The following is a 20,031-nucleotide window of genomic DNA, read 5'->3' on the forward strand; positions in this document are numbered from 1 at the left end:
AGGGGCGCGACCTCCCCAGGGGCTGCGGAGCGAGGGGGAGTATCGCGTGTCGTGATCGAGGTTGCGGTGCGCGCCGGCCAGCGTTCGTGCGGGCTGTCGCTTCGTGTACAGTTCGCGCAACGCGCCCGAGCGCGCCGTCGATCTCCAGGACAGGATGAGCACAGCGACCGTCGAGTTTGCCGGCATCGAGCTCCTCAGCCCGTGCCCCCACTGCAGCGCGCCGATGGCGGTCAACACGCTGACCGACCGGTGCCGCTGCTCGAGCTGCCTCATGGAGTCGGCGCTGCCGCCGCCGGTCTGGGACGAGGCGCTGCGCGGCGTCGAGAAGGACGTTGTGCAGTTCGCGCCCGGGTACCTGCGGCACGGCCCGGCGTGGGGCGAGGGGGGGCCGCCGCCGGGGCCGCACGTGGAGTGGCAGCGCGGCCACGACGCGCCGCCGTGCCCGCGCTGCCAGCGGCCGATGCGCCTGGCGCCGCAGGGGGGCTGCGTCTGCGCAGCGTGCGGCGCGGGGCGAGCGATCCTGCCGAAGCCGCCGTGGCTTCCGGAGAACAGCCCTGTTCTGGGCTTCGTGAGCGACGAGCCGGCCGTGGCCGAGGAGCGGCCGCGCGAGCCCGTGCACGTCTCCTGCACCCAGTGCGGCGGGCCGCTCGTGGCGGATGGGTCGAGCCGGATCGTGCCGTGCGGCTACTGCTCGGCGCGGGTGGCATTGCCGGATGCGGTCTGGGCTGCGCTCCACCCGCCGCGCATCAAGAGGCGGTGGTGGCTCGTCGTCCATGTCGTCGCTGACCCGCGACGAGAGCCGGCGCGACCCGACCTGTTTGGAGAGCCTGCGCTTTGGGTTGTCCTCATGGCCGTGCTGGTGCTGCCGTGGCCTGGCATGCTTCTCTTGGCTCTACTGGATTGGCGAGTGGAAGTTGCTGCCGCCTGTCTACTCACTACGATTGCCGTCATCGTCGCCCTTTGGCTCCGAGGGCGTTGGCTCTACCGAACTATCTGCCGCCCCGAATGCGAAGTCGTGGGCCGCCTGGTTGGTCCTTGGCGCTTGCGGTACACCGCCAGGGTGCTTCTCACGAAGCCCCATCAGCCGGACGTCGTTCTAGCAAGTGCAGTTCTACGGCACGTCAGTGCAGAACGGTTCGCCGAACTCGGCGGTGACGGTGGCAAGGTCCGCGCATGGATGGTGCCCGGAAGAACAGATCGGGTTCACGTCGAGGCGATGCCTTCTGTGCTGGAGTAGGGGCTTTATTTGATCGGGCTGTGCAACCATGTCGCTACACCCGGTTGAGCTCGATGCGTCAGGATCTGTCCGTAGAGGAACTTGATTTTGCGCTTCGGGCAGCGCTGTTCTCGCGACCCTCCGGCCCAATTCACGTCGATGTCGTGAGGCGTTGGGGTGGATGACCACGAAGGACCGGTGACTCATGTTGCGAGGCGTGGGCCACCTCACGCGATCGAAAAGATGCCCGTGAGCATCGCTCGAACGGCGTTCTTGTCAATATGGGTTGCGGCAGTCTTCATGTTGACGGCATTGTTCTGCATCTTGAAGCCGGCGAAATCGACCTTGAAGACGGTTATGTCCATTTTCTGAATTCCGATGTTGATGCTCCGGCCGAAGGTCTTTGTTTCGGCAATTACTCCTTTCATATCCAGGCCGATGAACGCCGACTTGTACCAGGTCCTCTCGTTCCAGCTCGCGATCACCGTGTCCACTAAGCCTTTGGTTTCCTTGTGGCTCCCCGCGTTGGTGACCTTGAACTCCGGCGCGTCGATCACGAAGCTCGGCGCCTTGATGTAGCCGCCCCCGCTGAGCGTCCACTTGAGCCCCTTCGTCTCCCAGTCGAGCGCGCCGACCCTCCACTTGACGTCCCCGCCCTCCTGCTCCGCCGTCCCGAACTTGTCCTTGTGCAGCCCCTCGACGGTCGTCTCGAGGCGCTTGAAGTCCTCGTCCACGGCGCCGGCCTTCGTGTGCTTCTTGCCCGCCATCTCGGTGTCCTGGCTGGCGTAGCGCTCGACCACGGCCTCGGCGGTCGTCTCCTGCTTCCCGCCGATGGTCGTCGTCAGCGAGGTGTCGTAGTCCTCCTCGACCGCGCCCTCGACGTGGTCGTCGCGCTTGCCCGCGACGTGGAGCTTCTGGTCGCCGCCCACGTCCACGCCCTGGTTCGCGCCGACCGTGACGACGTTGTCGCGGTGGGCATGGAGCTCGAGCAGCTCCGCGCCCTTCTTGTCCTCCATCATGATCTGGTTGAACCCCTCGCCGCCGGGCGACGTCTTGCTCTTCCAGATCGAGCGCGTCTTCTCGGCGGGCAGCTTGAGCGGCGAGACGCTCCACGCGTTGTGCAGGCGGCCGACGACGACGGGCTCGTCCGGGTCGCCGTCGAGGTAGGCGATGATGACCTCCTCGTTCACGCGCGGCAGCATCACCATGCCGTAGTCGAGCCCCGCCCAGCCCTGCGAGACGCGGACGAAGCGGGTCGGGTTGCCCTCGTGCAGGTCGCGGCGATCCCACCGGAACTCGACCTTGACGCGGCCGTGCTCGTCGACGTCGATCTCGTCCACGCCGGCCTTGTTGCCGACCACGAAGGCGGTCTGCGTGCCGAAGATGCGCGGCTTGGGCCGGCGCGCAGGACGCCACGGATCGCCCGCGGGCACGCAGACGAGGACGTGCCGCCGCACCGGGTGGCCGTCAGCCACCGCCGTCACCGTGCAGCGCGACCGGATCACGAGCAGCTGGCCGTTCACGTCGGCGCGCGGGTGCTCCTCGACCGTGAAGCGGCCGCCGGCGCCGAGCGCGAAGCTCGTGTGGCACTCTTGAACCGCCAAGGCGCCAAGGACGCCAAGAAAACCACAAAAGTCTTGGCGTCTTGTGGCGCCTTGGCGGTTTCATCATTCCGGCAGGGTGGGGGAATTCCCCCGTCGCCGCGCGTCGTGGTCGAGGCTGCGGTGCGCGCCGCCCGGCGCTCGTGCGGGCTGTCGCTTCGTGTACAGTGGGCGCAACGCGCTCGAGGGCGCCGTCGATCTCCAGGACAGGATGAGCACAGCGACCATCGAGTTTGCCGGCATCGAGCTCCTCAGCCCGTGCCCCCACTGCAGCGCGCCGATGGCGATTAACACGCTGACCGACCGGTGCCGCTGTTCGAGCTGCCTCATGGAGTCGGCGCTGCCGCCGCCGGTCTGGGACGAGGCGCTGCGCGGCGTCGAGAAGGACGTTGTGCAGTTCGCGCCCGGGTACCTGCGCCATGGCCCGGAGTGGGGCGAGGGCGGCCCGCCGCCGGGGCCGCACATGGAGTGGCAGCGCGGGCACGAGGCGCCGCCGTGCCCGCGCTGCCAGCGGCCGATGCGCCTGGCGCCGCAGGGGGGCTGCGTCTGCGCCGCGTGCGGCGCGGGGCGCGCGATCCTGCCGAAGCCGCCGTGGTTGCCGCCGGACAGCCCGGTGCTCGGGTTCGTGAGCGACGAGCCGGCGATGGCCGAGGAGCGCCCGCGAGCGCCGGTGCATGTCGCGTGCACCCAGTGCGGCGGACCGCTCGTGGCGGATGGGTCGAGCCGGATCGTGCCGTGCGGCTACTGCTCGGCGCGGGTGGCGTTGCCCGATGCCGTCTGGGCCGCGCTGCACCCGCCGCGAATCAAGAGGCGGTGGTGGCTGGCGGTGCACGTGGCGAACGACCCGCGACGGGCGCGGGCCAGCACTGACAGGTTCATTGAGCCCGCGGTAGCGGTCGGCTGCATCTCTGGGCTCATCGGCATAACACTCATCGCGTTCGGCTTCGTGAGATTCCGCAACTTTGCAGCCGCAGCGGCCTGCGTCATCATTCCTGCTGCGCTCACTCTCATCTTCTGGCTCCGTGGGCGCTGGCGCTACTCTCGCATTTGCCGCCCTGAACACGAGGTCGTCGGTCGCCTCCGTGCACCTTGGAACAAGGGCTACCGCGCCGACGTGCTGGTGACACCACCGCACCAGCCGGCCGCCGTGCTCGGACGCACCGTTCTCAAGCACATCACCGACACGCGATTCGCCGAGCTCGGCGGCGACGGCGGGAAGGTCCGCGCATGGGCCGTGCCGGGGAGGCCAGATCTGGTCCACGTCGAGGCGAAGCCCAGCGCGTTGGAATGATTCTCTCGTTCGGGCAGTAGCTGACCTTGCCCCACCTGCTGGAGCGTGGCGCTAGTCCTGGACTCAGATTGGCTACTGCATCACCGCTGAGATGCGTCGTTCAGCCGCGCGAGGCGCCTCGGAGTCATGTCGGTGCGGATAGGGGGCTTCGGTCGGCGATCAGGAAAGCGGGATCATGCGATCGAGAAGATGCCAGCGATCGTTGATACTATGCCGCTCTTGGCGATCTTGGTCCCGGTGTCCTTCAGGTTGATAGCGTTGTTCTGGAGCTTGAAACCGGCGAAGTCGATCTTCAATCCGGTGATATCAAGCTTTGTTTCCCCGGCGTTGATGCTGGTGCCGAAGGCCTTGAACTCGTGGTACACGCTCTTTGTGTCCGACGTGAGGAATGCCGCCTTGTGCGCGGTGGTGTCCTTGTGCGCCGCGCACAGCGTTTCCCACGCGCCCTTGACCTCCTTGTGGCTCCCCGCGTTGGTGACCTTGAACTCCCGTGCATCGATCACGAAGCTCGGCGCCTTGATGTAGCCGCCCCCGCTGAGCGTCCACTTGAGCCCCTTCGTCTCCCAGTCGAGCGCGCCGACCCTCCACTTGACGTCCCCGCCCTCCTGCTCCGCCGTCCCGAACTTGTCCTTGTGCAGCCCCTCGACGGTCGTCTCGAGGCGCTTGAAGTCCTCGTCCACGGCGCCGGCCTTCGTGTGCTTCTTGCCCGCCATCTCGGTGTCCTGGCTGGCGTAGCGCTCGACCACGGCCTCGGCGGTCGTCTCCTGCTTCCCGCCGATGGTCGTCGTCAGGGAGGTGTCGTAGTCCTCCTCGACCGCGCCCTCGACGTGGTCTTCGCGCTTGCCCGCGATGTGGAGCTTCTGGTCGCCGCCCACGTCCACGCCCTGGTTCGCGCCGACCGTGACGACGTTGTCGCGGTGGGCGTGGAGCTCGAGCAGCTCCGCGCCCTTCTTGTCCTCCATCATGATCTGGTTGAAGCCGTCGCCGCCGGGCGACGTCTTGCTCTTCCAGATCGAGCGCGTCTTCTCGGCCGGCAGCTTGAGCGGCGAGACGCTCCACGCGTTGTGCAGGCGGCCGACGACGACGGGCTCGTCGGGGTCGCCGTCGAGGTAGGCGATGATGACCTCCTCGTTCACGCGCGGCAGCATCACCATGCCGTAGTCGAGCCCCGCCCAGCCCTGCGAGACGCGGACGAAGCGGGTCGGGTTGCCCTCGTGCAGGTCGCGGCGATCCCACCGGAACTCGACCTTGACGCGGCCGTGCTCGTCGACGTCGATCTCGTCCACGCCGGCCTTGTTGCCGACCACGAAGGCGGTCTGCGTGCCGAAGATGCGCGGCTTGGGCCGGCGCGCAGGACGCCACGGATCGCCCGCGGGCACGCAGACGAGGACGTGCCGCCGCACCGGGTGGCCGTCAGCCACCGCCGTCACCGTGCAGCGCGACCGGATCACGAGCAGCTGGCCGTTCACGTCGGCGCGCGGGTGCTCCTCGACCGTGAAGCGGCCGCCGGCGCCGAGCGCGAAGCTCGTGTGGCACTCGAAGACCCGCCGCTCCGAGCGGGCCTCTTCCAGGTACCGCTTCGCCAGCGCCTCGCCGTGCTTCTCGGAGGCGGCGGTGAACCTGTTCGTCGTGAACTCGTACCGTTCGAGCGTCGCCTCGCGGACGAAGGCCTTCTGCGAGGTCTCGACCCGCTGATCGAGGACGTACTCGGGCTTCTTGAAGTCGTAATCCCGCACCGTGACCATCGACGTCTCGATCGACGAGGTGATCGCGATGAACGAGACCGTCGGCGCCGCCGCGCTCATCCCGGCGCCCGTCGGCGGCACGAACGGCACCCGGGGCGCGCCGTCGTCGGTGAAGGCCGTGTCCTCGGCGAGCACCCAGTCGCTGCTCCGGGACCCGTGATCGAAGTAGGAGATGAGGCCCTCGTCCGCGAGAGCGCGGAACATGAAATCGAAGTCGGTCTCCCCGTACTGGACGCGGTACTCGCGCGCCGGCCGATCCGGCGAGGCGATGAGCGAGCTCGGCGCCGGGATCCGGCCGCCGTACGCCGACGCCACGACCTCGCAGACATCGTCCGCCGTGAGGTTCTGGATGATGCGGTGATCCGCGGCCCGGGTGCTGAGCCACAGGGGAGGCACGACCGCGAGCTCGTAGCGCGACACACCGGTGGGCTCCGCCGAGAGCTGCCGCACCCGCCGCACGATGCCGTGGACCTTCTTGAGGAAGGGCTCGCCGTCGAGCTCGACGACGATCTCCTCGCCCACCACGCTGGAGAGATCGACCTCCGGATCGGTGGTCACCACGTCGAGCGTCAGCTCGAAGAGATCGTTGAGCGCGTCCCTGTAGTCGAGCTGGTGGACCTCGAAGCCGGTGACTCCGGAGGTGGGGAACGTCAGGCGCACGTCGATGGCCATGGTCGGGTCTCCTCGGGGGTTGCGCCGCCGGGCGCGGCGCTCATCTCGGCTCGTTCGGGCTCTTCCCGGCGGGAGAAGAGCGGGCCCTTTGCTGCCAGTAAAGCTCCTGCCAGCGCTGATGCGCCGCCGGGTCGCGCGCCAGGCGCTCGCGCCAGAAGCCGTCCACCGCGCGGCGCGCCTCGGGCTCCCTGAGCCCGTACTGCGCGAAGAGGGCCTCCGCGCCGGCGGGAGCGGCGGCGAGGTCGGCGCAGAGGGACGCATACTGCTCCAGGGAGAGCGCCGGGGCCGGCGGGGCGCCCGGGGACGCAGCGGGCGCGGCGGGCGCAGCGGGCGCGGCGCGAGCGCTGGACGAGAACGGCAAAGCCGCCTCCGCGGGCGCTCCGGACGTCGGCTGCGTTCCGGTCAAGCTGGTGAAGCCGCGCATGCCTCTGGGCACCTCGGCCATCGCCGCGCCGAGCTTCGCGGGCTGCGGTGGTGCAGGGAGGCCGAACGGCAGCACGGGTGCGGTGGAGGCGGCGTCGGAGGTGGGCTGCGTGCCACGAAGATCGGTGAACTTGCGCATGCCCGGCGGGACCAGCGACGCCGGGTCGGCCGGCGCCGCGCGAAGAAAGCTCGGCACCGCCGGCGCGCGACGCGGGGCAGGGTCGCCGGTCGGTCGCGGCGCGGGGGGCTCACCCGGCGCGGGGGGCGCAGATGCCTCGGGTGCAGAGGCCTCCGCGCGAGCCGCGCCGGGCTTCGCCACGCGGGCGTGCGCCGCCGCCTCCGGCGGCAGCGCGCGCGGCCGGGATCGAGATGCGTTGGGCGACGGGATCATCAGCAGGTTCTTGAGTTGTTTCGTGATCATCGCTGTCGTCTGTCCCGCCGCCGCTCCGACGCTCTCCAGGCCGGCTGCGTTCGTGGCTGTCCACGACAGGTATCATGATGCTGGTGTTTCGGCGCGAGAACGCACAGCACCGGGCGGGCGCCGCGCCCGCGGCTTTGCCGCGAAGGCGCACGGCACCGGCGCTGCGCCCGGTTGGCGTCCCCAGGAACGTGCAGCGCCGGCGCCGCGCCAGGTTCCGCTCAGGCTGGATGCCCTCGAGAGCGTTTGTTTCCGACGGCGCTCACCGGCGTGCGCGCCACGACCCGACGGCTTCTGTCTCGTCGCGGCCCACGGAATTCCCTCCCGCCGCTCGCGCGCCTCGGGTAGAGAGCTCTGGCTGGGTCCGCCTGTTCCGCGGTGGAGCTGCCCCCATGTCCGATTCCTACATCTACCAGCGCGATATTCAGGCTTACGGCCGCTTCACCGCGTCGCAGATCCGGACGCTCGTCCTGCCGGTCGATGCGGGCTTCCAGCAGGCCTTGCGCGCCATCACGGCGCGGCTCGACGCCGCGACGGAGGCCTTGCGCAAGGCGATGCTGGAGGCGATCGCAGCTGCGGTGGCGGCCCCCGCGTCCAGCACCTCGAGGAGAGGCCAGGTCGATCCGGTCGCGAAGGGCCGCGACCTGCTTCGCCGCCTCGTCGAGCACGCCGCGTCTCGGCCCGGCGGGGTCGCGCTGGCCCGCGACATCCTTCAGGGCGAGACCCTCGCCACGGTGCTCCGCCGCCGCCCGGCGAAGCTCGCCGCGGCGATGGCGCATGCGGTCGAGGTGGTCGAGCAGCGCAAGCGTCAGCTGCCAGAGCACGAGGCGTGGGCGGCTGAGCTGAAGCGCTCGCGGGACGCCCTCGAGCCGCTCATCCGGAGCGTGGGCAAGACCCGGATCGCCCGCCGCACGATGACCCCCGAGGTGAAGGCCGCGCGCGCCGAGTGGCTCAACATCTATGGCGCGGCGAAGCTCCTCGTGGAGTGCGTACTCCGGCTCCACGGCAAGGTGTCCCTGATGCCGCAGATCTTCGACGACCTCGCGGACGCGTCCCGCGTCACCGACGAGCCGGCCGCCCCTGCGCGGCCTCCGGCCGCCCCTGCGCAGCCTCCGGCCGCCAGCGCCGCCTGAGGGCTCCTCTCCGGCGCCAGCCGCATCCGACACGCAGCCTCGGGCCGGGCAGCTCGGAGCTGCCCCCCGCGCCGCGCAAACAGACCTGGAATAAGCGCCTACCGCCCCCCGAGGTGCGTCCGGAAGAACCGCACCAGATGGCCGTACTGGAGCACCTGGTTGTCCCGCTTCTGCGCCCCGTGCCCCTCGTCGGCGAACAGGATGAGCTCGGACGGGATCTTCTTCGCCTCCAGCGCCCGCTGGATCTGCACCGACTCGCCAGCAGGCACGCGCGGATCCGTCACCCCCTGCACGATCAGCAGAGGCGCCTTCACCCGATCGAGGTACGTGATCGGCGAGAGCTTGATCAGCGCCTCCCGGTCCTTCTCGGGATCACCGTACTCCGAGATCCGGAGGATGCGCCGGTAAGGCGCCGTGTTCTGGAGGAACGTCACCAGGTTGCTCATGCCGACGACGGCCGCGCCCGCGTCGTAGGCGCCGGCGAACATCGTCATGCCGAGCAGCGCGGAATAGCCGCCGTAGCTGCCGCCGAAGATGCCGACCTTCGGCGGCCGGCCCTCGTGGCCGAAGCTCGCCCTGACGAACTTCGCCGCGTCCTCGATGTCGGTGATGATGTCGAGCCGCTTCGCGCCGTCGTCGGCGTGCAGCCACGTCTTGCCGTAACCGTCGCTCCCCCGGACGTTCGGCTCGACGAACACGAACCCCGCGTCCACGAAGATCTGCGCACGCGCGCTGAACCCCGCCCTGATCTGGCTCTCCGGGCCGCCATGGAAATGGACGATCACCGGACACGGCCGCTCGCACTGGGCAGGGCGCCGCACGAACATCGGGATCTGCGTCCCGTCGCGCGCCGGATAGGACTCCAGCGTGGCCGCCGCGAACGCGTCCGGCGCGATCTCGGGCATGCTCGGGGTGTGCCACTGCGTCAGCTTGCCAGTCGTCCAGTCGAGGACATAGCTCGCCGCCGGCGCCCTCGAGGTCTCCAGGAGCAGCGTCGTGAACCGGCCATCCGGCGTCGTCGCGACCGGCACCACATGATCCGCCGCGGGGAGCGCGGGTAGCTTGACCTCGCGGTGCGACCTCGCGTCGAGCGCGCGCAGCCGCGTGTGGCCCCGCTCATTCACCGTGTAGAGGATCCTCTTCCGCGCCCGGTCGATGGAGAAGGCGCTGACGTCGAACGGGAGCTCCGGCGAGATCGGCGTGAGCTTGCCCGCCTTCCAGCTGTAGAGCCGGCGGTACTCCCCGAGGCGCGGCGTGAGCACGAGGACCTCGCCGGGCGCCGCTCCGAACATGGCCCTGTAGTCCTCGCGCTCGCCCTGCCCGAAGAGGGGAGTCAGCGCTCCGGCCGCAGGATCGGCCTTCGCGGCGCCCTGCGCGCCGGGCGCCCACGCGTAGAACTCGCTCATGTTGGAGCCGACGTCCCTCGCGAGCAGCAGGCGGCCGTCGGCCGCGGCGTCCACGGCGCGCCAGATGCCCTCGTGATCGAACACGAGCTCGCGCTGCTTCGACGCGATGTCATACCGGTAGATGGCATACGCGTCCTTCTTGACGTCGTTGGCCCGGTAATAGACGTGCCGCCCGTCGTCGGAGACGAACTGCAGCTGCGTCTGCACGCCAGGCTTGTGCTGGATGGCGAGGAGCGGGCCGCCCTTCACGTCCTGCAGATAGAGCCCGGGGTTCTCCTCGCCCTTGCGATCGCGCGAGAGGACGAGGTGCGCGCCGCCGGGCGTGACGTCCTGCACCACCGTCGGATCCTCGCCGCCCGTCAGCTGCAGCGGGAAACGCTGCGGCCCGTCGAGCCGGAAGACCTGCCTCGTGCCCGTGATCGTCCAGGTGAAGTAGAGCGCCTTGCCATCCGGCCCGAGGACGCCGCCAGAAGGAGCGCGCACGTCGAGCAGCACCTGGATCCGGCGCGAGACGTCGTCCGGGAGCGGCGGCGGCGCATAACGTGCCAGGATCTCAGGAGAAACGCTCGCCGCGCCGTGGCCTTCGTACCCCGGCCGCTCCGGCGCGGGCGCAGGCCGCGGCGCCTCGGCGGAGACCGACGGCGCAGACGGCGCGGGCGCCCCGGGCCGGGGCGCGGCCGGCGCCGGCGCCGACGAGGCGGGCGCGCACGCCGCGGAGAGGGAGAGGAGGCCGAGCAAGGAGAGCAGCGCGCCGTCGTGGCGCCGGCGCCGCGTCGAGGGGGACGACATGTGGGACATTTCGCCGGAGCGGCCGCGCGCCGGCAAGGTCAAAGGCCGCGGCGGCGACCGGGAGCCGGCTCAGTCGGGCTCGCCCGGGAGCCTGAGGCGGCCGAGGGCCGCTTCCGCCGCCGTGAGCTGCGCCGCGAGCTTCCGCAGCAGCTCGGCCTCGTCGCCCTGGAGCGAGATGTTCGGGACGAGCGCGTTCAGGGCGCGGCGGTTGTACGCGAGCCCGAGCGGCGAGCCCTTCTCCAGGTTCATCGCCATCGACTCGGCCAGCAACGAGAGCGCCTCCCGGTGCAGCCCCTTCGCCGAGAGCACCTCGGCCAGCGCGGCCGTCGAGCGGGCAAGGCCGATGAGATCGCCGAGCGCCTCCTCCGCCTCGATCGCGGCGCTCAGGCGCTGCGTCGCGCGATCGAGGCGGCCCTTGCGGAGCTCCAGCCGGCCGATCGTCTCCCACACCCGGGCGAGCTCCCGGCCATCCCCGAGCTGCTTGTAGGTGCGCTCGGCGGCGAGCGCGTGGTCGATCCCCAGCGAGAGGGCGTCGGACTCGCGCCCGGGCCGGGGGGGGACGTGGAGCGGGATCCGCGCGAAGAGGTGGTCCGTCTCGGCCAGCTCGACGCGCGCCACCGGATCGACCCGGGCCCGCTCCTCGAAGACGCGGCGCGACTCGGTGAGGAGGTGCGCCGCCCGGACGGGATCGCCCATGCGCACGTAGACCGCCGCCTGATCGTTGAGCAGCCGGGCCGAGCCGAGCGCGTCCCCGGCGTCGAGCAGCAGGCGGCTCGCGGTCGTGAGCTCCTCCAGCGCGCGCTCGAGCGAGCGCATGTCGCCGATGTCGTAACAGACGCTCGCGGTGAGCGCGGCGACCTCGGCGTGCAGCTCCGGCGGGTCGCCCTGCGCGAGGAGCGCCCGCGCGGCGTCGAGCACCTCGAGCGCGCCCGCGAGCGTGAAGTCCGGGTCAGGGCCGGCCGCCTGCCATTGCACCCGGGCGAGGCCCGCGAGCGCGCCGACGCGGAGCCGCCGGCGCGCGGGGGTGGCCGGCATGCCGTCGAGCAGCGCGAGCGCCTTCCGCCCGTAGCTCAGCGCCTGGGCATACGCGCCCATGGCGGCCGCCTCCGCCGCGGCCCCGCGGTAGCGCCGCGCCGCTTCCTCGAGATCGCCGGCCTCGGTGAGGTGGGCTGCCGCGCGCGCGTCGTGGGGGCGGCGTCCGGCGCCGTGCTCCGACGCGCCCGCGGCGCTCGCGGCCTCGGCGCGGTCGGGCTCGGGCGGGGCCGGGTGCACGGACACGCCGAGCGGCGCGGCGGCGCGCAGGGATTCGGCCGCGGCGCGCGCGGGGTCGACGCGCGCGCTGGCCGCGGCGTCGGGCGCCGCAGGCCACGGGAAGGACGAGCGGGATCCGCCGGGGGGCGGTCGCTCGGACAGCGCGGCGGGGACGCGCAGCGAGGCCCCACGGACCGAGAGGATCGGCTCGTCCCCCTGGCCGCCGGCGCTGCCGGGCGCGAGATCGCGGGGCACCCGCACCGGCCCCGGGATGGGCGCGTCCAGCGAGTCGGGCGGGGCGTCGAACCGGACGGACTCGGGCGGCTCGGAGCGGCGGCGGCTCTCCGGGCTGCGCGGGAACAGCTCGGCGTAGGGCCACGGCGGGTTGCCCGGTCCGGCGGGCGCGATCGGCGTGGACCTCTCCTGGCCGACGCGCGGGTAAGCGCGGCGCGCGCTGTTCATGTGCGCGCCGCCGGCATGGGCGGCGGCAGGCGGCGGCCTGAGCGTCTCCGCCACCGGCGGTACCCCGCCGCGCGCTCCCAGGGATCCGGCGTCGGCGCCCTTCTCCCGCTCGTCGGCGGCCGCCGCGCCGCCGCTCTCGAGAACTTGCACGGCGGCGGCGGTGGGCGCGCCCGGCGATGCGGCCGCCGGCGGGGGCATCGTGCCGCTCGTGCGCGGCGTCGCGATGGCGGGTGTCGACGTGGACGGCGCAGACGACGCGCCGGCAGGCCCCGCGGCAGGGCTCTTCTGGGGGTCGGGCGCGACGGCGCCCGCCGCCGCGCGCGGGTCGTACGCCGCCGGAGCGCCCGGCGCGATCGGCTCCTCGCTGAGGAGGGTCGCGAGCCGCCGGTGCCACAGCCGCGCGAGCGACGGGAGGATCGACCCGCGGAGCGCCTCGACGATCGTCTGCGGCAGGTGGAAGCGCCCCTCGCCGCGGTCCTCGAGCGGAACGCCCGCGTCCGCGGCGCGCTGCAGCGCCTCGAGCACGTCGACCGCATCGACGCGGAGGAGCGCCGCGACGAGCTCGCCCTCGAACCCCGAGCCGACGATCGCGCCGGCCCGGAGCACCCGGAGCACCTCGCCGGGCAGCTCGCGCAGCGTGAGCTGCGGCGGCGGCGGGGGCGCGGTCACGCTCGTCAGCGTTGTCGTGGCGTCGGGCGGCCGGAGGATCGCGTCGGCGCCGGAGCCGGCGCGCACGGCGCTGAGCAGCTCGCCGGCGGGGCCGGCGGGCGCACGCAGGCGGAAGGACAGGACGAGCGCGACCCGGAGCGCGTCGGGGCGCGACACGACCCGCCGCAGCACGTCGAGCGTGGCGTGGTCGGCGAGCTCCACGGCGTCGAAGACGATGGCCCACCTGCGATCGGTGTGCTGCGCGAGGCGGTTGGCGGCCTCGGTGAACTCGACGTCCACCCTCCGCTCGTGCACGTCGCCGAGGAGCCGGCGCCGCAGCCCGGAGACGACGCGGCTGCGCGCCTGATCGAGCAGCGGCGGCGCCCCGCCGACGAGCCGCTCGACCTGGGTCCGCACCTCGTGCAGCGGCCCCAGCGTCACCTCCGGCACATCGCAGCGCACGCGCAGGACGCGCAGCCCGAGCTGGGGCGGAGGCTCCCCGGGGACGATGTCGAGCAAGGCCGTGTGCCGGCCCTCAGAAACACGCTGCCAAAGCTGTTCCACGGTCCGCTCCTTCCGTCTGGCTCGCCCGGAGGTCTCGCACGACTGCGCCCGATCTCTCCGAAGGACGTCACGCGCGAGCTAGTAGCCCCAGAGAAACTCCGCGCGGGCGAACGCCGTGAAATAGCTCCCCGGACCGTCGCCTGCGCCCGGGAGGAGCAGCGTGTACTTGCCGGCGAAGCCTGCGGCGAACTGGCGGTTGAAGGCGTAGTCGATGCCGAACGGGATGGAGACCCCGAACTGCCCTCGGTGGCAGCTCGGCTGGCCATGCGAGCCGCAGGGCGCGAGGCGCACGCTGTCGTACGCGCCGGTCATGAGGCCGATGTAAGGGACCCACTGCAGGATGTCGATGACGTAGGCGGCGCCGGCCGATGCGCCGAGGAACATGAGATCGCCCCCCGGGTGGGACGCGGTGTCGAGCTCGGCCATCACGTTGAACGCGTCGGTGAGCCCATAGGCGACGTGCAGGCCGCCGCCGAGCCCGGGGTACGTTCCGCCGTCCGCGAGGAGCGCGTACCCGATGCTGGCGCCGGCGTGCCATTGCCGTTCAAAGGCGTCGGCCTGCGAGGGGGCGAGGAGCGCGACGAGCGCGAGCGCGGCGGCGGTCAGCGGGGCGGCAGGGGAGCATCTCATGGTCGGTGGCGGCGAGCAGCCCGGAGCGCCCCCGCGCCGAACCAGGGAGCGAAGGCGATGGAGGCGCGCGCCGGGCGCTCGATGGGCGCGCGGCGCGAGGCTAGCATGCGCGCCGCGGGACATCCTCAGCGGAGCCGCTCGCGGCGGCGGGGAGCGCGGGACGCGCCCGCTTCCTCTTCATCGAACTCCTCCGCGAAGACCCTCGCCGCGGGGTCGGCCGCGCCGTGGCCCGGATCGATGCGGAGCGAGGGCTGCGGGAAGCGGACGCCGGCCGCCCCCGTGATCCCGGAGAAGGTGTAGAGGAGCTCGCCGTGCTCGCCGAGCTCGACGCCCACGTCGTCGGGGCGCTCCTTGGCGAGCTCGGTGAGCAGGGTGTCCGCCTCCGACGACGGCAGGTCGAGCACGACGCCGACCTCCTGCGCGGTGAGCGGGCGGCGGCGGTGCGACGCGAGCGAGAAAATCGCCTGGATCTGCGCGTCCCGCGAGGCCTTCACCCCGGACCGGGAGAGCTTCCGCCCGCTGATCAGGAGAAGCACGCCGAGCGTCAGGGCGACGAACCCGATCGGCAGGCCGATCGCGAGGCCGGCGATCGAGCCCGGGAACAGCGCGGCCGCGACCAGCCCGAGGAGAAGCGCCAGCCCGATCCCCCCGATGAGGACCAGCCAGCCGAGCGCGCCCGCGACAGCTCCGCCGACCCTGGACGGCTTCCCCGCCAGGCTGACCGACTTGCCCGCAAACGGCAGGCGCTCCCGGCCGCACGCGGTGCAATACGCAGCGAGCCCGCGGTGAATGACCGGCGCGTTCTTTCCGCAATGAGGACACATGAGGACTCTCCCCGCGAGCAATTCTTCGCGAGCCAGGCTGTAGCGTAGGAACCGAGCGCCACCACCGCCAGCGGGTCGATGACGCGCTCTCCAGGTTTTTCAAGGCATGCCACGGAACGCTCTGGCGGTGGAGTCCGTCCCGGGGCGAGGTGCTCTGCGCGCAGGTCTCAGAGGCCGAGGTAGCGCGCGATCTCGGCGCGGGCCGGGTCGGAGGCCACGGCGCGCAGGGCCTCGTACCGGCGTTGCCATGCGGCCGCGCTGTCCTCGTCGCCGCGCCATCGCGCCGCCTCGGCCCGGGCGAAGGCGGTGTGCCGGAGCGAGAAGCGGGGAGCGTCGAGCGCGAGGAAGGCGTCGAGCCACACCTCGGCGTCCCCTTCACCGTCGCCGAGCAGCTGCGCCGAGAGCGCGGCGTACGGGACGAGCGCGGGCGGCGCGTCGCCGCGGCGGCGGAGGGCGGCGTAGCGGAGCGCGCGGCGCGTGGGCGGCGGCGCGTCGCGCGCGGCGCTCCAGGCGGCGAGCGCGCGCGAGAACGCCGGCTGGCCGGCGCGCGCCCAGGGGGCGTCGGGGCGCGCGAAGCCGACCCACGGCCAGGCGGCGGAGAGGTCCGCCGGCAGCAGCGCGGGCGGGCTGCCCTGCCGGAGCGGCTCGCCGCTCCCGGGGAGGGCGAGGGCGAGCCGGGTCCACCGCGCGCGAGCGTCGAGCAGCGCGAGCCCGGCGAGCCCCGAGGGCGCATCGCCGGGGCGCGCCGCGCGCGCGGCGGCGGCCGCCTCATCCGCGAGCACGGCCGCGCGCGCGGCCTCGATCCGGCGCCCGAGCGAGGCGAGGAGCTCGGCGCGCTGCAGGAGCACGGCCGCGTGGAGGGCCGGCGGCGCCGCGGCGAGGTCGACGCGCTCGATCCGGTCGAGCGCGCGATCGCGATCGCCGGCGAGGGTCCACACGCTCGATCGAGCGAGCGCGCGCGCCGCCTCCGGGGCGAGCTCCGGGGCGAGCGCGCCGAGGCGATCCAGCGCGTCGATCGCCCGGGGCGCGTCGCCCTCGAGGGCGAGCTCGCGGGCGGCCTGCAGCGCGAGGGCTCCCGCGGCGGCGCGCAGGGCGTCGCCATCGGCCGGCGATAGCTGAGGGTCGGCGGCCAGCTCGGCGGCGCGCGCCGCCGCGCGCGCGCGCAGCGCCCCGGCGATCGCGGGCCGCGCGAGCCCTCGCTCCGGGAGCCAGTCGAGCGCGCGCAGCGAGCCCGCGCGCAGCGCCAGCGCAGCGCCGGTCGCGCCGCGTGCCGGGGCGGCCACGGCGCCTCCGAGGGCGACGTCGGCCTCCTCGGTCTCGTCCGGCTCCGGCCGCGCGAGCGCGGCGGCTTCGGTCGCGTCGAGCGTTCCGCCCTCCGCCAGCACGACGGCGAGCAGGTCGCCGCGGGCGTCCGGATCGAGCGCGGCGGCGGCGGCGAGCAGATCCCGGATCGCGCGCACGGCGCGCTGCTTCGCCTCGGCGGCGTCCTCGCGGTCGGCGGCGAGGCGGGCGCGCTGCGCGAGCCGCGCCTCCACGGCGTCGGCCAGGCCGGCCTCGGGGTCTTCCGGCATCGGCGGGGGCTCGACGCCGGCCCGGGCAGCGCAGGCGACCAGGACGGCGCGGACCTCGCCCCAGTTGCGCACCATGCCCGCGTGGCGCTTCGATGCCCGGTCGTCCTGGGTCAGCGTCAGGAGCTCGACGCCTCGCTTGGCTTCTGCTCCCGTGCCAAGGCAGAGGATCGCGGCGACCGTCGTGCGCAGATCCTCGTCGCGGGGGTCCATCCCCGCGTAGCGTGTCGCGATCGCGAGCGCGCGCTGCAGGTCGCCCTCGGTGAGCGCCGCGCGGAGGGTGTGCACGCGCACGTGCCAGTCGGCCCAGCGATCCGGCTGCTCCAGGAGCGTGCGGCGATCGCCGAGGCGCGCCGCCTCGCGCGCGAGGCTCGGCGCGCCGCCCGCGGGCCCCAGCTCGTCGAACGTGATGCGCCTGGAGCCGGCGGCGACCGCGGCCTCAGCCGTCGCCACCGCCGCGGTCGCGCCGGCGAGCGCCGCGCGATCCGGCCGGCCGACGGCGGCGTCGATGTACCCGGCGACCGCGGTGCGCGCGCCGAGCTCCTCGGCCAGCGTGCTCGCCGTCCGGTAAGTCCACGGCAGCCGCGACGGCAGCGGGAACCAGCGGATCTCGGGCCGGCAGTCGGGCAACGCGGGGCCGCGCGGCGCCTCGATCGACGCGAGGCACGCCGCGGCGCTGCGCCTGCCGGCGAAGACCAGCGCGACGGGGGCGAGCAGCGCGAACACGAGCAGCGCCACGGCCGCCGTGGCGAGCCCCAGGGCGAGGGGCCGCCGCCAGCGCGGCCGCGCCGCCGAGGCGCCGCGGTGCACAAGGGAGCCGTCGCTTTCACGGGGCCGTATCGTGGGCTGCGCGCGCACGGGACGGCTTTAGCCCACGGCGCGGCCGAGCGACACTGCCTCGGCGGCGCGGCCCATCGCGCGGCGTCGTCCGCCGGGCGCTCGCTATCGAGCGCCCCGGCCCTCGCCGGCCACGGCCTCCGGGGCGATCAGCGCGCCGGCGAGATCGGCGACCGCCGACAGATCCTCCACGCGGGCGACGTCGAGATCGAGCCCGCGGGCGAGCTGCGGGGCGCTGGCGAGGGCGACCTCGGCGACGGTGAGCTTCCGTCCGGTGAGCTGGTGGAGCGACGTCACCCCGTGATCGCGGATACCGCAGGGCACGATCAGTTCGAACGCCGCGAGGTCGATCGCGATGTTGAACGCGAAGCCGTGCATCGTGAGCCAGCGCGACAGGCGCACGCCGATCGCGCCGAGCTTGGCGATCTCGCGCGCCCACTCGGCGCCGCCCCACTCCTCCGGGGCCGCGCGATCGACCCAGACGCCGATCATCCCGTCGACCACGCCGCCCTCGACGTGGTGCTCGCGCGCGAGCAGGATCATCACCTCCGCGAGCGACCGCACGTACTTGCGCACGTCGCACCGGTCCGGCCGCAGATCGAGCAGCGGGTAGCACACGAGCTGGCCGGGGCCGTGGTAGGTGACGTCGCCCCCGCGGCCCGTCGCGACGAGGTCGATGTCGCGCTCGTTCAGCGCGCCGGAGTCGAGCAGCACGTTCTCCGGGTTCGCCCGCGGGCCGAGCGTGATGACGGGCTCGTGCTCCAGGAGGAGGATCGTGTCGCCGAGCCGCCCCTGCGCGCGCGCCTCGACGAGCTGCTTCTGAAGATCGTGGATCGGGGCGTAGCGGCGCCGGCCGATCCACACGGCGCGCGCGCTCCGCGGCTTCGGCGCCCCGAGCGGGGCGCCCTGGTCCCTCGCGGGCTGCAGGAGATCGCGGAGCGGGTTGGTCGGCATGGCTACTCGGGGACCTTCTCGCCGCGCGCCCGCCGCTCGTCGCGGTACGCCTCGATGTGCGTCGTGAAGCTGGCCGCGACCTCGGGGTCGAACTGCGAGCCCGAGCACCGCTCGATCTCGGCCACCGCGACCTCGTGCGGGAGCGCGCGGCGGTACGAGCGATCGCTCGTCATCGCGTCGTACGTGTCGGCCACGGAGATGATGCGCGCGATGATCGGGATCTCGTTGCCACGCATCCGGAGCGGGTAGCCGCGCCCATCCCAGCGCTCGTGGTGCAGGTGCACGCCGGGGATGAGCGGGTGCAGGAACTTGATCGGCTCGAGGATGTCGCGCCCGTAGACGGGGTGCCGCTTGAACACCTCGTACTCGTCGTTCGTGAGCTTGCCCGGCTTGTTCAGGTTGAGCACGCACCCGATCTTGCCGATGTCGTGCATGAGCGCGCTCTGCCGGACGATCTCGATCTCGATCGGGCCGAGGCCGAGCCGCTGCGCCAGCATCACCGCGTAGACGGCGACCCGATCCGAGTGGCCCGCGGTGTAGCGGTCCATCTTGTCGATGGCCTTGGCGAGGCCCTCGATCGTCTGCTGGAACGTCGCCTGGAGGTCCTGGTAGAGGCGCGCGTTCTCGATCGCCGCCGCGGCGCGCGATCCGATGATGCTGAGCAGCTTGCGCTGCCCCTCGTCGAAGCGCTTCGTCCGGGTGAACGACGCGACGGCGACGAAGCCCATGACCCGCTTCTGGATGCGGAGCGGCACGGCGACCAGCGACTGGAGCGGCAGCGCCGGCTCCGCCGCGAAGAACCTGAGCCCCTTCATGCCCTGCTCGAGGAGCAGCGCCTCGGGACGAAAGTGATCGAGCACGAGCGCCGGGTCGAGCCGGCCGAGGTCGGCCCCCGTCGGGACCGACGGGCCGCGGAGGTGCTGCCGCTCGAAGAAGCTGCCCTCGCCGTCGTCGAGCCACGTCGAGATGAGATCGCCGCGCACCTCGTGGAGACAGCTGTCCGCGACGGTATCGAGCACCTGGTCGAGCGAGAGGCTCGCCGCGATGGCCTCGCTCACCTTGTAGAGCGACACCGCCTCGCGCAGCCGGATGTTCTCCGCGGCCATCCGCTGCTTCTCGATGCCGCGCTGGACCACGTGCACCACCTCGTCCAGCTTGAACGGCTTGAGCACGTAGTCGTAGGCGCCGCGCTTCATGGCGTCGATCGCGGTCTCGACGGTGCCGAAGCCCGTCATGATGACCGTGAGCGCGTTCGGCGCCGTCTTGCCGATCTCGTCCAGCAGCGCGATGCCGCCCATCCGCGGCATCTTGAGGTCGCTGATCACGAGGTCGTAATGACCCTTCGTGAGCTCGCTCAGGGCGCTGGTGCCGTCCTCTGCAGTGCGAACGTAGTAGCCCTCCATGCCGAGGAAGTCGGCCAGCATGTCGCGGATCACCTTCTCGTCGTCCACGACGAGGATGCGAGGGCGGTCTTCTGGAAACGTGGACATGCGGCCGGCAAGCCTACCAGATCCGCTCGCAGCCCATCGCTCCAAGGTGGGCGGGTCGGGCACACAGGCGGACCCACGCCCTTTGAGATCCAACGGACCTGCGGCGCCC

General features: G+C 72.6%; 13 protein-coding genes. 3 read left to right on the plus strand and 10 right to left on the minus strand.

The window, feature by feature from the left end; all coding sequences use genetic code 11:
- The first annotated feature begins 154 nt into the window (after positions 1 to 154).
- Entirely contained in the window at positions 155 to 1,237 is a 1,083-nt protein-coding gene (locus WMF28_RS11985) for a hypothetical protein (protein ID WP_437602321.1), read from the plus strand.
- A gap of 206 nt (positions 1,238 to 1,443) precedes the next feature.
- Here the strand turns inward: WMF28_RS11985 and WMF28_RS11990 are convergent, their stop codons facing one another.
- Positions 1,444 to 2,820, minus strand: coding sequence for a type VI secretion system Vgr family protein (locus tag WMF28_RS11990; RefSeq protein WP_437602322.1), 1,377 nt, complete (start codon positions 2,818 to 2,820; stop codon positions 1,444 to 1,446).
- 208 nt (positions 2,821 to 3,028) lie between these two features.
- Between WMF28_RS11990 and WMF28_RS11995 the strand changes: the two genes are divergently transcribed.
- Entirely contained in the window at positions 3,029 to 4,108 is a 1,080-nt protein-coding gene (locus WMF28_RS11995) for a hypothetical protein (RefSeq protein WP_437602323.1), read from the plus strand.
- 173 nt (positions 4,109 to 4,281) lie between these two features.
- Here WMF28_RS11995 and WMF28_RS12000 read toward each other — a convergent pair whose 3' ends face one another.
- The gene (locus tag WMF28_RS12000; protein WP_437602324.1) at positions 4,282 to 6,525 is read right to left on the minus strand and encodes a type VI secretion system Vgr family protein; all 2,244 of its coding nucleotides are present in this window, start codon (positions 6,523 to 6,525) and stop codon (positions 4,282 to 4,284) included.
- A gap of 40 nt (positions 6,526 to 6,565) precedes the next feature.
- Positions 6,566 to 7,369, minus strand: coding sequence for a hypothetical protein (locus tag WMF28_RS12005; protein ID WP_437602325.1), 804 nt, complete (start codon positions 7,367 to 7,369; stop codon positions 6,566 to 6,568).
- Positions 7,370 to 7,758: 389 nt separating this feature from the next.
- Here WMF28_RS12005 and WMF28_RS12010 point away from each other — a divergent pair, with 389 nt between their 5' ends.
- Positions 7,759 to 8,499 (plus strand): hypothetical protein, encoded by a 741-nt coding sequence (locus WMF28_RS12010; protein WP_437602326.1) that lies wholly within the window; start codon positions 7,759 to 7,761, stop codon positions 8,497 to 8,499.
- Positions 8,500 to 8,597: 98 nt separating this feature from the next.
- On the opposite strand, the gene WMF28_RS12015 is transcribed toward WMF28_RS12010, so the two are convergent.
- The 7 genes from WMF28_RS12015 to WMF28_RS12045 all read right to left on the minus strand — a co-directional run bounded on the left by WMF28_RS12015 (position 8,598) and on the right by WMF28_RS12045 (position 19,922).
- The gene (locus WMF28_RS12015; protein ID WP_437602327.1) at positions 8,598 to 10,694 is read right to left on the minus strand and encodes a S9 family peptidase; all 2,097 of its coding nucleotides are present in this window, start codon (positions 10,692 to 10,694) and stop codon (positions 8,598 to 8,600) included.
- A gap of 69 nt (positions 10,695 to 10,763) precedes the next feature.
- A complete protein-coding gene (locus tag WMF28_RS12020) occupies positions 10,764 to 13,619 on the minus strand; it encodes a hypothetical protein (RefSeq protein ID WP_437602328.1) in 2,856 nt (951 codons plus the stop codon).
- 78 nt (positions 13,620 to 13,697) lie between these two features.
- Entirely contained in the window at positions 13,698 to 14,249 is a 552-nt protein-coding gene (locus WMF28_RS12025) for an outer membrane beta-barrel protein (RefSeq protein ID WP_437602329.1), read from the minus strand.
- Positions 14,250 to 14,374: 125 nt separating this feature from the next.
- The gene (locus WMF28_RS12030) at positions 14,375 to 15,073 is read right to left on the minus strand and encodes a hypothetical protein (RefSeq protein WP_437602330.1); all 699 of its coding nucleotides are present in this window, start codon (positions 15,071 to 15,073) and stop codon (positions 14,375 to 14,377) included.
- Positions 15,074 to 15,240: 167 nt separating this feature from the next.
- Positions 15,241 to 17,499 (minus strand): hypothetical protein, encoded by a 2,259-nt coding sequence (locus tag WMF28_RS12035; RefSeq protein ID WP_437602331.1) that lies wholly within the window; start codon positions 17,497 to 17,499, stop codon positions 15,241 to 15,243.
- An 84-nt stretch (positions 17,500 to 17,583) separates the two neighbouring features.
- Positions 17,584 to 18,432, minus strand: coding sequence for a lipoyl(octanoyl) transferase LipB (lipB, locus tag WMF28_RS12040; protein ID WP_437602332.1), 849 nt, complete (start codon positions 18,430 to 18,432; stop codon positions 17,584 to 17,586).
- A 2-nt stretch (positions 18,433 to 18,434) separates the two neighbouring features.
- A complete protein-coding gene (locus tag WMF28_RS12045; protein WP_437602333.1) occupies positions 18,435 to 19,922 on the minus strand; it encodes an HD domain-containing phosphohydrolase in 1,488 nt (495 codons plus the stop codon).
- Positions 19,923 to 20,031: the final 109 nt, after the last annotated feature.

The organism is Sorangium sp. So ce590, from assembly GCF_051521365.1.
Taxonomy (GTDB): Bacteria; Myxococcota_A; Polyangia; order Polyangiales; family Polyangiaceae; genus Sorangium.